The organism is Pseudomonas sp. Irchel 3A5 (assembly GCF_900187575.1).
GTDB lineage: Bacteria > Pseudomonadota > Gammaproteobacteria > Pseudomonadales > Pseudomonadaceae > Aquipseudomonas > Aquipseudomonas folii.
In genome coordinates this window covers 199,439-213,126 of the sequence record NZ_FYDU01000011.1, presented here as the reverse complement: position 1 = coordinate 213,126, position 13,688 = coordinate 199,439, and the positions used below count along the sequence as shown (strand labels likewise).

The following is a 13,688-nucleotide window of genomic DNA, read 5'->3' as shown; positions in this document are numbered from 1 at the left end:
CTTCTACTCATGGGTATTGAAGGTAACTGGTTTTGGCAAAATCCCCGGTGATTGCAGTCGTCGACGACGACGCGGCAGTCCGCACTGGCATCGACAGTCTTGTTCGCTCTCTGGGGTTCGTCGCATGCCTGTTTGCTTCGGCGGAGGAGTTCCTGATCTCGCCCGTTCTGAAAACGGCTGATTGCCTCATCACCGACGTGCAAATGCCCGGCATGAGCGGCGTTGAGTTGCACGAGCACCTGACGGGGCAGGGTCTGCAGATCCCTACTATCTTCATCACCGCCTTTCCCGAAGAGTCCGTACGCCAACGCGCCATGACTGGCAGCGCAGTGGGCTTTTTAAGCAAACCCTTCAACGCCCGGGTGCTGATCGACTGTATCGAGTCGACGTTTCCTGCGGCTTGATTCCCGATAAATGACACACTGTCGCCCAGCAAACAGTGGATTCTGTAGTGAGCTTGCTCGCGATAGCGTCAGTTCAGGCAACCAGTTCGTCGATTAAAAAACCGAATTCGCGAGCAAGCTCGCTCCTACAGGTCTTGTGTTTGCTTCGCGACAGCGTGGTGTCAGCGACACTGGGGTGACTTCCTCAGGATGTGCGTGTCGATCCAGCGGGGCATGCTTTGTTTGATGGGCACCCATCTGCAGATCACTTCCCCAATTCCAGCGTCTCGGCCATGCGCACCAGCTCCGCAAATGACTTGGCATTCATTTTCTTCATGGCATGCCCACGGTGGATTTTGACGGTTATTTCGCTCAGGCCGATTTCACCGGCAATCTGCTTGTTCATCAGGCCAGAAGCCGCCAGGGCCATGATTTCTTTCTCGCGTGGGGTCAGGCTTTCGAAGCGGGTGCGTATTTCATGGGCGTTCTTGTTGGCCTGCCGACCGCTTTTGTCTTTTTCCAGCGCCGCTGTCACCGCGTCCAGCAAGTCCTGCTCACGGAACGGCTTGGCAAGGAAGTCCACTGCACCGGCCTTCATGGCGCGGACCGTCATGGCAATGTCGCCGTGGCCGGTCATGAACACGATGGGCAGATTGACGTTGGCGCGCACCAATTCGTTCTGGAAATCCAGGCCGCTGGTGCCTTGCAGGCGAACGTCGAGTATCAGGCAGCTGGGTACATCGGGCCGCTGAAACAGAGTGAAGTCGGCCACGGAAGGGAAGGTCTCGACCCGCAGGCCGATGGAGCGCAGCAGGCTGCTCAACGCATCGCGCAGGGCTGCGTCGTCATCAACGATGAACACGATCGGATCGTGGCTGATTTTGGCAGCGCTGAGGTTCATCGGATGATCATCGTTCATGAATTGTCTCTGTTTCTCGGGGGAGGGCGAAAAGCAGCGCCGCTCCTTCGCCTGGCTGGTTCTGGGCCCAGATCCGGCCACCGTGCGCTTCGATGATCGAGCGGCAGATAGACAATCCCATTCCCATGCCTTCAGGTTTTGTAGTGAAAAACGCATTGAACAGGCGTCCCATGTCGTCCGGCTGAATACCCGGTCCGCTGTCGCGTACCTCCACCACCAGTTCGTTTTGCGGCTCATGGTGCAAGCGCACGTTCATCTTGCGCAGGGAGCCCTGATTGCCGCCCATGGCCTGTATGCCGTTGATCAACAGATTGATCAGGACTTGCTGCAACTGAATGCGGTCCCCCATGACCCTGGGTGCATCCCGGTCGATGTCCAGGATCACTTCGACCCGTGCCCGTTGAATTTCCCGAGCGACCAGACTCACTGAGTCCTCAATGATTTCCTGCAGATCAACGGGGGCTCGTTGCGGGTCGGCTTTGCGCGACAATGCACGAATCCGCCGGATCACTTCACTGGCCCTGAAGGTTTCACTGAGAATGCGCTCCAGTGCCTGCGCGGCTTCGGTGATGTCCGGTTCTTTGCGATTGAGCCAGCGCAGCGACGCTTCGGCGTTGGTCATGACCGCCGCCAGAGGTTGATTTACCTCATGGGCGATCGATGCGGCCAGTTCGCCGAGGGTGGTGACGCGGGTGACATGGGCCAGCTCGGCCTGCGAGCGATGCAGCGCTTCTTCGGCCTGCCTGGACGCGGTCACGTCCATCAAGGCCCCGACGTATTCGCAGCTGCCGTCCTGATCGTAGGTCAGGTGCGCGAGCATGTGCAGATGCTTGATACGTCCGTCAGGCATCAGCAGACGATGCTCGACGCTCAGGTCTGGGGTCAGTTTTCGTGCCTGAGCAATGGAATCCAGCACGATTACCAGGTCATCGGGGTGGGTTCTTTGCAGGACCCGGTCCATGGATGCGTGAGCACCCGTTTCGTACTCGAAGATCCTTTGGGTTTCTTCCGACCAGTGCATCTCCAGATCTGGCACCCGAAAGCCGACGCTGCCGGTCTGGCTCAGGCGTTGGGCATCGATCAGAAAGGCTTCGTTGCGACGCAGTGCCTGGTGCGCCTCGGCGAGCAGGCAAATCTGCTCCTGCAACCGGTCATTGACCGCTTTGTTGCTGCGCGCCAGCACGGTGGTAATCCCGATCGCAGCGATGCTCACCAGGCAACGGGCCACGGCGGGTAACTCGGCGTCCTGGCCGTGGGTCAGCAAAAAGGAAATGATCGTCAGAAACAGGCAGCTCAAGGCGACGATGGTCAAACCATGGCGACTGAAGATGTTCACCGACAACAGAATGACCGTGACATAGAGCACCGCCACCGCAACGTCCAGCGAAGTCACCGTATCGACGATGAACACCGCAGTGGTAATGGCGACAGCGCCCAGGCGAAGCAGCAAAGATGAGGCGCGGGTGTCGAGAGGCGCACCGTGCCCGGCAGACAACGTAGCGGGTGTATTCATATGGACGCTTCATGCCCTTGAATGCTGGCCGACAACCGCACTGGACAGCTCTGATCCTTGAATGGGCGCAGCGGTAAAAATAATCAGGACCGCGTGCCGGTGTGAGACGAATTTTAAGCGGCGCGGTTGTTTCAACCTATAGTCAGAATGGTTATTTTTGGAACGCTTGTGCTTTTGCTTGTGCTTTGGCGGGCAGTCATGAGGCGTTGCAGGCCCCGCGGGCGCTCAAGTCGTCAAACTTTCAAGGGGCTGTTTCTATGGCCGGTTAATTGCAGATTTATCATCCACTGCCGATGTATGAATACATGAGCACGGATAACACAGTGTCTGTAATGTTGCGTGAGCGAGTGAACGTATTATTGGGCGCCGATTAAATGATCCAAGTGATTGTTTAATAAGGAAGTGTTCAATAAGGTTCACTTTTCTCGCGAGTGAAATGAAGCCCGCTGATACTTGCGCCAGAACTCTTTTGCAGTGAGAAACAATGCAATGCCGATGATTCCCTTGGTGATTTGCGACGACTCGAACATGGCCCGCAAGCAATTGCTCAGGGCTTTACCTGCCGAGTGGGGCGTGTCGGTCACGCAGGCGACCAATGGGCTCGAAGGCCTTGACGCGGTGCGCCGTGGACTGGGCCAGGTCATGCTGCTGGATTTGACCATGCCGGTCATGGATGGCTATGAGACCTTGGCGGCGATTCGCCAAGAGAATCTCGATGCCAAAATCATCGTCGTTTCCGGTGACGTGCAGGACGAGGCGGTGCGCCGCGTCATGGAATTGGGTGCGCTGGCATTTATCAAAAAGCCGGCTGATCCGGATGAACTGAAAAATACCCTGGCCCGATTGGGCTTGCTGGGCGAGCCTGCCCCCGTGCCGACTATTGCGCCCGCCATGACCGGCGCGGTCATCAGCTTTCAGGACGCCTTCCGCGAAACCATCAACGTTGCCATGGGCCGGGCCGCAGCATTGCTGGCCAAGGTGCTGGGCGTGTTCGTGCAGTTGCCGGTTCCCACCGTCAACATGTTCGAGGTGGGTGAGCTGCACATGGCATTGGCTGACGCACACACCAGTGAACGACTGACCGCTATCTGCCAGGGGTACATCGGTGGCGGCATCGCGGGCGAAGCGTTGTTGATCTTCCATGACTCGGACATCGCCGACATGGGCTCGCTGATGCATCGCGACTCGGCGGATTACACCGACGAGGAAATGCTCCTCGATCTGTCCACGATCCTCATCGGTGCCTGCCTGAGCGGTATTGCCGAGCAGATCGACGTGGAGTTCTCCCAAGGGCACCCGCAAATGCTCGGTTCTCAGGGCGGGATTGACGATCTGATCCGGATCAACCAGACCCGCTGGCAGAAGACCTTGGCCGTGGAGATCAGCTACAGCGTAGAAGGGCATAGCATCAACTTCGATTTGCTCATGCTGTTCACCGAAGATTCGGTAGACCGTCTGACTAAAAAACTTGCGTACTTGATGAGCTGACCCATGAGTAATCAGATCGATATCAAAGAGCTTCATTGGTTACTGACGGTCACCCAGAACATCGACGTGGGGATCGTAGTGCTCGACCGCGACTACCGCGTCCAGGTCTGGAATACGTTCATGGAAAACCGCTCCGGCGTGGTGCCATATGACGCGGCCGGGCAGTCGATCTTCAAGTTGTTCCCTGAACTTAACCCGATGTGGTTCAGCAAAAAAGTCGACAACGTGATCACCCTGGGCACGCCTGCGTTCACCATCTGGGAGCAGCGGCCTTATCTGGTGCGGTTCAAGAACTACCAGCCAATCACTGGCCGGGAAGACTTCATGTACCAGAACACCACGATGTTCCCGCTGCGCTCGACCACCAGTGAGATTACCCATATCTGCCTGGTGATCTACGACGTGACAGACGTCGCCAGTAACCGGCATCTGTTGCAGACGGCCAACAGCGAACTGCAGAAACTTTCCAGCACCGACCGCCTCACTGGCCTCTACAACCGTGGTCACTGGGAAGAGCTGCTCAAGCTCGAATACGCCCGCCATAGCCGATACGGCGCGGTGTCCTCGCTGGTGATTTGTGATATCGACCATCTCAAGCGGATCAATGACACGCATGGCCACCAGGCCGGCGATAAAGTGATTCAGCGTGTCGCCGAGGTCTTGCGCAGCCATATACGTAATGCGGATATCGCCGGGCGTTATGGCGGCGAAGAGTTCGCTGTGCTGATGCCGGATACCAACAAGGCCGGTGCGGCAGTGTTCTGTGAGCGGCTGCGTCTGGCGGTCGAGGCTGAGACCGTGAATTACGAAGGGCACGCAATCAAGTGCACGATCAGCCTGGGTGTTGCCGACCTCTCCAGGCCGACCACTGAGTACAGCACTGTCATTACATGGGCCGACCAGGCACTTCATCAGGCGAAGAAAAACGGTCGCAATCAGGCTTCGGTGGACGAATAAGGCGCCGATTGCTGGTAGCATCGATGTTTTTCCGGCGACGATCACGGACATCATGCGACCACAATCCACACTCACCGTAACCCCTGTAGACCAGCCATTGATCGGGCGCGTGAGCCCGCCGGGCTCGAAATCCATTACCAATCGCGCGCTCTTGCTGGCTGGCCTGGCCAAAGGCACCAGTCGCTTGAGCGGTGCGCTCAAGAGTGATGACACGCGAGTGATGTCAGAAGCCTTGCGCCTCATGGGCGTGCAGGTTGATGAGCCGGACGACAGCACCTTTGTGGTCACCAGCAGCGGCCAGTGGCATGCGCCCGGGCAAGCGCTGTTTCTGGGCAACGCAGGTACGGCAACGCGTTTTCTGACCGCGGCGCTGGCTAACTTTGACGGTGAATTTGTCGTTGATGGCGACGAATACATGCGCAAACGTCCCATCGGTCCGCTGGTTGATGCCTTGCAGCGCATGGGCGTCGAGGTCAGCTCGCCGACGGGCTGCCCACCGGTGGCCATCAAAGGGCAGGGCGGGCTGGCGGCGGGGCGTATCGAAATCGACGGCAACCTCTCGAGCCAATACGTCTCGGCACTGTTGATGGCGGGCGCGTGTGGCAAAGGTCCGATTGAAGTGGCGCTGACCGGCAGTGATATCGGCGCGCGCGGTTATGTCGATCTGACACTGGCCGCGATGAAAGCCTTTGGTGCTGAAGTCGAAGCGATCAGCGACACCGCCTGGAAAGTCCTGGCTACTGGCTACAAGGCAACAGATTTTCATATCGAGCCGGATGCTTCGGCAGCGACTTACTTGTGGGCGGCGCAGGCAATTACCGGCGGCGCTATTGATCTCGGCGTGGCCACCGAAGACTTCACTCAGCCTGATGCCTTGGCCAGCCAGTTGATCGAGCGGTTCCCGAACATGCCGTCCGTGATCGACGGTTCGCAAATGCAGGACGCAATTCCGACACTGGCGGTACTCGCCGCTTTCAATAATCAGCCGGTGCGCTTTGTTGGCATCGCGAATCTGCGGGTCAAGGAATGTGACCGTATTTCCGCGTTGTCCCAGGGTCTGTGTGCCATTGCGCCGGGGCTGGCGGTGGAAGAGGGTGACGACCTGATCGTCCATGCCGATCCTCAATTGGCAGGTCGCACTGTGGATGCATTGATCGACACCCACGCGGATCACCGCATCGCCATGTGCTTTGCCCTCGCCGGACTGAAAATCGCCGGCATCAGAATTCAGGACCCGGATTGCGTCGGCAAGACCTACCCAGGTTACTGGGATGCGTTGCAGTCGTTGGGGGTCAAGGTTCAGCGGCAGGATTAAGGTTATTTGACTCGAAATGCTTTTCCTGTAGGAGCTCACGAGTAACGCGAGGCAGCGATAGCGATTTGTCTGACACACCGCCATCGCTGCCTCGCGTTGCTCGTGAGCTCCTACAGGTCATTCAGTTCGCTTGAATCTGTCGCGCCATCTTCCATAAACAGCACGCTACGCCGTTGCCTCGGCGCTTTCAGCCAATGCTGCTTTGCATCTCAGGCATCATGAATGGCCCCTTCATGTTCAGGACTCATTCATGGCGCTGCTCTACAAAGCTGATCCCGCACGGGGCGAACAGTGGAAAGCACTGTTTGCCGAACATGCCCCGGATATCGAGTGGCGAGCCTGGCCGGACATTGGCGATCCGCAGGACATCACTTACCTGGCCGCCTGGCTGGCCCCGGATGATCTGCAAACCCTGCTGCCGAACTTGCAGGTGGTGTTTGCCTTGTCGGCGGGGGTCGATCAACTGGATCTGAGCCGCCTTCCCGAGACGTTGCCGGTGGTACGTTTGCTGGACCCGGGGATTGGTCGGGGGATGTGCGAGTACGCGTGCTTCGCGGTGTTGAGCCTGCATCGGGACATGGTGCGTTATCGACAGCAACAGGTTGAAAGCCACTGGCAGGCGCATCGTCTGGTGCCAGCCAACAAACGTCGAGTCGGTGTCATGGGCCTGGGGTTACAAGCGCAGCAGATTCTCGCCAGTCTGCAGAATTTCGGCTTCGAGTTATCCGGTTGGGCGCGCAGTGAGCATCAGGTCGACGGCGTTACGTGTTATGCGGGCAGTGCACAGTTGCCCGCATTTCTGGGGCAGTGCGACATTCTGGTGTGCGTACTGCCGTTGACTGAACAGACCACGGGCATCCTGAATCGTGAGTTGTTCGAGCAATTACCTAAAGGTGCTGCGCTGGTGAACATGGGACGGGGCGGACATCTGATTGAGCAGGACTTGTTGCACGCTCTGGACAGCGGACAGATCAGCGCTGCAGTGCTGGATGTGTTGCAACAGGAACCTGCTGACCCGGCGCATCCATTCTGGCGTCACCCGCAGATACTGCTCACGCCGCACATCGCCGCCATGACCCAGCCAGACAGCGCCTTCCCCGGCCTGCTGGAAAACATCCGCCGCTTCGAGCGAGGCGAGCCGATGCTGGGCCAGGTGGATCGCGGGCAGGGGTATTAGCAGCCATAGACATCTGTAGGAGCTCACCGAGTTTACGAGGCCAGCGATGGCGGTGTGTCAGACAGAACGCTATCGCTGGCCTCGTAAACTCGGTGAGCTCCTACAGGTCCCAGGTTGATCAATCAGCGCACCAACGAGCCCAGCAAACCGCCTAGAAACTTCTGTCCGGCAATCATTTGGCTCACCTCGATAAACTCGTCCGGCTTGTGTGCCTGTTCGATAGAGCCTGGCCCGCACACCACCACTGGCACGTTCAGGCGTTGAGCGAACAGACCGCCTTCCGTGCCGTAGGACACCTTGACGTGGGAGGTGCCAGCCGGCGCGAACGCTTGCAGCATTCGCACGGCTTCGACGCTGGGATGGGTATCCAGACCGGGGTATTCGTTCAAGGTTTCGATCTCGATGGCCGCCACTGCCGAGACCTTGCGTGCTTCACGAACGATGGCTTCAGCCTGTTCGCGTAACTGGTCGAGAAACAGTTCTGGATCATCCGCATTGAGATTGCGCAGCTCAAAATCCAGCGTGCAAAGATTCGGCACGATGTTCAGCGCCTTGCCGCCGTCGATGCGGCCGACATGCACCGTGCTGTAGGGAATGTCGTACTCAGCATCCTGTGCGCCATGTTGTTGCAGCTGCTTTTGGCTGAGGCGCAACGAGGCAATGAAATCGCTGGCCAGATGAATCGCGTTGACCGCCAGCGGTGCTAGAGACGAGTGCGCTTCCTGACCGCGACAGAAGGTCCGGAATGAGCTTTTACCTTTGTGGCCTAGCGCGAACTGCATGTTGGTCGGTTCGCCGACGATGCACAGAAACGGCCGCTGTGGCGCCAGATGCAACACGTCCAGCAGGCGTCGTACACCCACGCAGCCGATTTCTTCGTCGTGGGACAACGCCAGTTGTAGCGGACGGGTCAGGTTCAGGTCGGCGGCATCGAGCATGCAATCAATGGCCAGAGCGATAAAGCCCTTCATGTCGCAACTGCCACGCCCGTAAATCCGACCGTCCCGCTCGGTGGCCTGGAACGGCGGTAAAGTCCAGGCCTGGCCCGCGACCGGCACTACGTCTGTATGGCCTGAAAGCAGTATGCCCGGCTGGTCTTTGGGCCCGGTACTGGCGAACAGATTGGCCTTGTGGCCTGTTTCATCCTTGACGATCAGCGCCTCTACGCCCTTGGTCGCCAGTAAATCCCGCACGTATTCAATGAGCGCCATGTTCGATTCGGACGATACGGTATCGAACGCCAGGAGACGGTTAAGTATTTCCCGTACACGCGGTTTCATGAGGCTTTGCTCTGTTGGTTGGTGGCACTGGCGAAGCGGCGGATATCGAAAGGCGCAATCGAGGTGCTGGTGCTGCCGGTGCTGAGCAATTCGGCCATCACATCTCCCACACCGGGGCCGAGCTGAAAGCCGTGGCCGCAGAAGCCGAACGCGTAAAACAGGCCGTCGACAGTGCCGCTTTGGCCCATGACGGGCAGTGAGTCCGGCAGATAGCCTTCGATGCCGCTCCACACCCGAATGATATTCAGGTTGGCGACACCGGGCAGTAAGCGCCGCATCTGCTGCAATTGATTGATGGTGCTGCGTGGTTCGACCACGGCCCGTTTGTTGATCATGTCCGGTTTGCTGCGAAAGCCGCCGCCAATGATGATGTTGCCGCGTGGAATCTGCCGGAAGTAGATCACCTCTTCGGCGATTTTGGTGTAAACGCCGATGACTGTCGGCAGGGCGTAGGGTACCGGTTCGGTCACCGCCATTTGCGGACCGAAGGTGTCCAGTGGCACCGGCTCGCCGAACTGAGTGGACAGCTTTTGTCCCCAGGCGCCCGCGGTGATCAGCAACTGATCGGCGCTGAACACGCGACCGTCGCCGGTGGTGACTTCAAACTGGTTGCCGACTTTCTGCACCTCGGTGACTTCGGTACGTTCTTCAATGCGCGCACCGGCCCGGATCGCTGCGCGGGCAAAAGCGGGCGCAGCCAGACGTGGATTGGCGTGACCATCGTGCGGGGCGTAAGACCCCCCTTTGACCACAGGCCCGAGAAACGGAAAGCGCTGATGCAGTTCGCGGCCACTGTAGATACGCAGATCCAGCTCACGGGCCTCGGGTGCTGCGGCATAGGCCTCCAGCTCAGCGATTTCATCCTCGCGATAGCAGATGCGCATGTGGCCGCTGGGCAAGAACTCCAGGTCTTCACCAATCAGCTCCGGCAGGCGGCCCCACAGCGCACGGGAGCGATTAGCCAATTCCAGTTGACCGAGGAAGCGGCCCTGACGCCGCACGTTGCCGAAGTTAACGCCGCTGGCGTACTGGCCAATCATGTCGCGCTCCAGCAGAGTCACCGACTGGCCACGCTGGCGCAGGAAGAACGCCGTGGCCGAGCCCATGAAGCCGCCGCCGACAATCAGTACATCGGATTTTTGCTGTTTCATGACACGACCTCATCAGTAAGCATCGACAACGGCTTGATCGGTGCCTGGCCGCGCTGGCGGCCGACCAGCTCCACGGCAACACCCGCTTCGGCGGCGATTACTTCTGCCCCGGCCTGGGAGCAATAACGCCCCTGGCAGCGGCCCATGCCGACCCGACTGAAGGCTTTGGCACGGTTGACTTCACAAGCGCCTTTTTCCCGGACGACGCCGCGCAGTTCGCCCGCACTGATCATTTCGCAGCGGCAGACAATCGCTTCGTCAGGCAGCGCCCTGGCTTGTGCCGACGGCCACGGAAAGGCTTCGGCGAGCCCGACCCGGAAGCGATCCATGACGGCCAGCTGGCGCGTTTGCGTTTGCATCACGGCGACATCTACCGGCAGTTTCAGGTCCTGTAGTACAGCCAGTGCAGCCAGACGTCCGGCTTGTTCGGCAGCGTCCGCGCCACGAATTTTTGCCCCGTCGCCTGCAGCATAAACACCACTCACGGACGTGCGGCCAACCTCATCGACCTCCAGCAACCACTGGCTGGAAACCTCGTCGAAGCGCAGGCGACATCCGGCCAGGTCGGCCAGTTGAGTTTCCGGTCGCAGGTGATAACCCAGCGCCACGGCATCGCAATCCAGCTGTTGCGGGTTGCCTTTGCCGTCTTTGAAACGCACGCCACTGACACCGGTTTGAGCATCGCCCAGTACCTGTAAGGGCTCGATACCCAGGTGCACCGGCACCTTGGCGCTGCGCAAGCGTGCGATCAGTTTCATGCCTTCGAGCAGCACGCCGGGGCGCGCCAGCAATTTGGGCGTGGCCATGATCCGCTTGCTCAGCGGCGAGGTGTCCAACACCGCAGCGACGTCTGCTCCGGCCTTCACGTACTGGCTGGCGACCAGATACAGCAAGGGACCGCTGCCCATGAACACGACTTTGTGGCCGATGGAGACGGATTGCGCCTTGAGGGCAATCTGCGCGCCGCCGAGGCTGTAAGTCCCGGCCAGTTGCCAGCCGTTGATGGGCATCAGCCGGTCAGTGGCACCGGTGCAGAGAATCAGCGCGTCGTAGTTGAGCACTGAATGCTGGCCCTGATGGACGCAGCACAGTTGACCCTGGCTGAGGTTCCAGACCAGCGTATCGGGACGGTAATCGATATGTTCGCGCAGGCGATCAAAACTCTGGTGCAGATCACACGCCTTGTCCGCCTCGGTGCCATACAGTGCCGCGTAATCGCGCTTGAAACCTTCAGGCTGACGACGATAGATCTGCCCGCCATCGCGGCGATTTTCATCGATCAGGATCGGCTTGATCCCGGCGGCGAGCAGCGTTTGGGCGCAACGCGTACCGGCTGGCCCGGCCCCTACTATGACTAACCGTGGAGTGGCCATGTCGCCTCCGGTTGTGTGGTGACAATATCCAGGCCTTCACGGGCTTCGCTGGAGCAGGCGCGCAAACGCTCGCCGGAACGGGTCCAGACCCAACAGTCCTGACACGCACCCATCAGACAGAACCCTGCGCGACGGCCCGGATCGAACTCCGACTGGCGCAGCGAGACGCCCTGGGTCAGCAGCGCGACCATCAAGGTGTCGCCCTGCAACGCTTCAATCGGTGCGCCGTCCACCACCAGGTTTACGGTGGTTCGGTCGCGCTCGCCCAGCCTTACAAAACGCCCGTTCATGCGTAGGCTCCCACGGTCATGTTTTCCAGTTCCTGTTGATGTTGCCGTAGCTCGCTGCTGTCCAGATGGCAGAGCACCTGGCTGCCACCCGTGATCTCGCGGCGGCCAGGTGCGGTGCGGTTGCACAAGCCTTCGACGCGTTGCGGGCAGCGGTTCAAGAAGGTACACAGTTCTCGCGTGTTGGTCGGCGCACTGATGGGCGGCAACGTACCGCAGGTGGTCGTGCCACAGGTTTCCAGCCAGCCCTGACGCAGCTCGGGCACCGAATGCACCAGCAAGTCGGTGTAGGGATGAAACGGTGTCTGGCTGAAGGATTCGCGGCTGCCTTCTTCGACCTTGTGACCGCTGTACATCACCACGATGTCGTCGCACAAGGCACGTACTGTGGAGATGTCATGGCTGATGAACAGGTAGGAGACACCCAGCTCTCGGCGCAAGTCGCCCAGCAATTCGAGAATCGCTGCACCGACCACAGTGTCCAGTGCCGACGTCACCTCATCGCAGAGGATCAGGTCCGGTTTGGCGGCCAGTGCCCGGGCCAGATTGACCCGCTGCTTTTGTCCGCCGGACAGTTCACTTGGACGTCGTTCAGCCATGTCACGGGGCAGGCGCACCAGGTCAAGCAATTCATCGACGCGCTGGCGCAAGGCTGCACCTTTCAGGTTGAAGTACATCTTCAACGGCCGACCGAGAATAGTGCTGATGCTGTGCATCGGATTGAGCGCGGTGTCGGCATTCTGGAACACCATTTGAATGCGCCGGAACTGATCGTCGGTACGCCCGGCCAGATCGCCTGAGAGCGGCTGCCCGTCGAATCTCAAAATGCCGCGCGCTGGATCAAGCAGCCCGGCCACGACCCGAGCCAGGGTGGACTTACCCGAGCCTGACTCACCGATTACGCCAATCGCCTGACCCCGATGAATGGTCAGATCAATGTCTTCCAGCACGCGAATCATCGGCATGCCGTGCAGGTCTTTGTTGCCGTAACCGGCCGACATTTCGGTGATTGTCAGCAACGGTACATTCTGCGCGACCTCGCTGGCCGGGCGCAGTGTCGCGTCAGGTCGGGCTGCCGCAAGCAAGCTTCGGGTGTACGGATGCTCCGGGCTTTTGAGCAAGGCTGTCGTGTCGCTTTGCTCAACAATCTGGCCGCCCTTAAGCACCACAATCTGATCGGCCATTTGCGCCACCACGGCCAAGTCATGAGACACGTAGACCGCCGTGGCACCGCGCTCGCGCACGACGCGTTTGAATGCGCGCAGCACGTCGATCTGCGTCGTCACGTCCAGCGCTGTAGTAGGTTCATCGAGAATTACCAGCAATGGATCGCTGATCAGCGCCATCGCTGCCATGACCCGTTGCAATTGGCCGCCGGAGACCTGGTGCGGGAAGCGCTGACCAATGTGTTCAGGGTTGGGCAAAGACAGGTCTCGAAACAGCCCTATGGCCTTGGCTTCCAGTTCTGCGCGCTGGCCCAGACCATGAATCAACGCACCTTCGATCACTTGGTCGATCAGTCTTTTCGCCGGATTGAACGCTGCAGCTGCGCTTTGTGCAATGTACGAAACCCGGTTGCCGCGCAGTCCTTGCAGGGTGCTTTCGGGCAATTCGAGCATGTTGTGCTCGGCGATCTGCACCGTGCCACTGGCCAGGCGGCAGCCGCGTCGGGCATAGCCGAGCAAGGCCAGCGCGATCGTGGTTTTGCCTGATCCGGACTCGCCGATCAGCGCCAGCACTTCACCTTTTTCCAGGGCGAAGCTCACGCCTTTGACAATCTCGATGTCGCCGCTGTCTGCGCTGGCGACCACCCGCAGGTCCTGGACCTTGATCAATTGGCTCATA

Annotated in this window: 12 protein-coding genes; 5 read left to right on the top strand and 7 right to left on the bottom strand. The window is 59.4% G+C overall.

Annotated features, from left to right (window positions below):
* The first annotated feature begins 32 nt into the window (after positions 1-32).
* Positions 33-404 (top strand): response regulator transcription factor, encoded by a 372-nt coding sequence (locus tag CKW31_RS19350; RefSeq protein ID WP_095098625.1) that lies wholly within the window; start codon positions 33-35, stop codon positions 402-404.
* Positions 405-648: 244 nt separating this feature from the next.
* Here CKW31_RS19350 and CKW31_RS19345 read toward each other — a convergent pair whose 3' ends face one another.
* On the bottom strand, positions 649-1,302 hold the full coding sequence (locus tag CKW31_RS19345) for a response regulator transcription factor (protein ID WP_095098622.1): 654 nt from the start codon (positions 1,300-1,302) through the stop codon (positions 649-651).
* Positions 1,292-2,815, bottom strand: a complete 1,524-nt coding sequence (locus tag CKW31_RS19340) for a sensor histidine kinase (RefSeq protein WP_095098619.1) — start codon at positions 2,813-2,815, stop codon at positions 1,292-1,294. The genes CKW31_RS19345 and CKW31_RS19340 overlap by 11 nt, the downstream gene beginning before the upstream one ends.
* 489 nt (positions 2,816-3,304) lie before the next feature.
* Between CKW31_RS19340 and CKW31_RS19335 the strand changes: the two genes are divergently transcribed.
* The 4 genes from CKW31_RS19335 to CKW31_RS19320 all read left to right on the top strand — a co-directional run bounded on the left by CKW31_RS19335 (position 3,305) and on the right by CKW31_RS19320 (position 7,752).
* Entirely contained in the window at positions 3,305-4,303 is a 999-nt protein-coding gene (locus CKW31_RS19335; protein WP_095098616.1) for a response regulator, read from the top strand.
* A gap of 3 nt (positions 4,304-4,306) precedes the next feature.
* Entirely contained in the window at positions 4,307-5,260 is a 954-nt protein-coding gene (locus tag CKW31_RS19330; RefSeq protein WP_095098613.1) for a GGDEF domain-containing protein, read from the top strand.
* Between the two features lie 52 nt (positions 5,261-5,312).
* On the top strand, positions 5,313-6,575 hold the full coding sequence (aroA, locus tag CKW31_RS19325; protein ID WP_095098610.1) for a 3-phosphoshikimate 1-carboxyvinyltransferase: 1,263 nt from the start codon (positions 5,313-5,315) through the stop codon (positions 6,573-6,575).
* Between the two features lie 250 nt (positions 6,576-6,825).
* Positions 6,826-7,752: a glyoxylate/hydroxypyruvate reductase A gene (locus CKW31_RS19320; protein ID WP_095098607.1), complete on the top strand. Its 927-nt coding sequence runs from the start codon at positions 6,826-6,828 to the stop codon at positions 7,750-7,752.
* A gap of 122 nt (positions 7,753-7,874) precedes the next feature.
* Here CKW31_RS19320 and argE read toward each other — a convergent pair whose 3' ends face one another.
* From argE to CKW31_RS19295, 5 genes are read right to left on the bottom strand one after another with little or no spacing between them, the layout of a single operon-like run.
* A complete protein-coding gene (gene argE / locus CKW31_RS19315; protein ID WP_095098604.1) occupies positions 7,875-9,032 on the bottom strand; it encodes an acetylornithine deacetylase in 1,158 nt (385 codons plus the stop codon).
* The gene (locus tag CKW31_RS19310; RefSeq protein ID WP_095098601.1) at positions 9,029-10,183 is read right to left on the bottom strand and encodes an FAD-binding oxidoreductase; all 1,155 of its coding nucleotides are present in this window, start codon (positions 10,181-10,183) and stop codon (positions 9,029-9,031) included. Before CKW31_RS19310 ends, argE begins: the two co-directional genes overlap by 4 nt.
* The gene (locus tag CKW31_RS19305) at positions 10,180-11,556 is read right to left on the bottom strand and encodes an NAD(P)/FAD-dependent oxidoreductase (protein WP_095098598.1); all 1,377 of its coding nucleotides are present in this window, start codon (positions 11,554-11,556) and stop codon (positions 10,180-10,182) included. The genes CKW31_RS19310 and CKW31_RS19305 overlap by 4 nt, the downstream gene beginning before the upstream one ends.
* Complete coding sequence (locus tag CKW31_RS19300) at positions 11,538-11,846, bottom strand: (2Fe-2S)-binding protein (protein WP_027901147.1); 309 nt, start codon at positions 11,844-11,846, stop codon at positions 11,538-11,540. Before CKW31_RS19300 ends, CKW31_RS19305 begins: the two co-directional genes overlap by 19 nt.
* Positions 11,843-13,687, bottom strand: coding sequence for an ABC transporter ATP-binding protein (locus CKW31_RS19295; protein WP_095098595.1), 1,845 nt, complete (start codon positions 13,685-13,687; stop codon positions 11,843-11,845). Before CKW31_RS19295 ends, CKW31_RS19300 begins: the two co-directional genes overlap by 4 nt.
* Position 13,688: the final 1 nt, after the last annotated feature.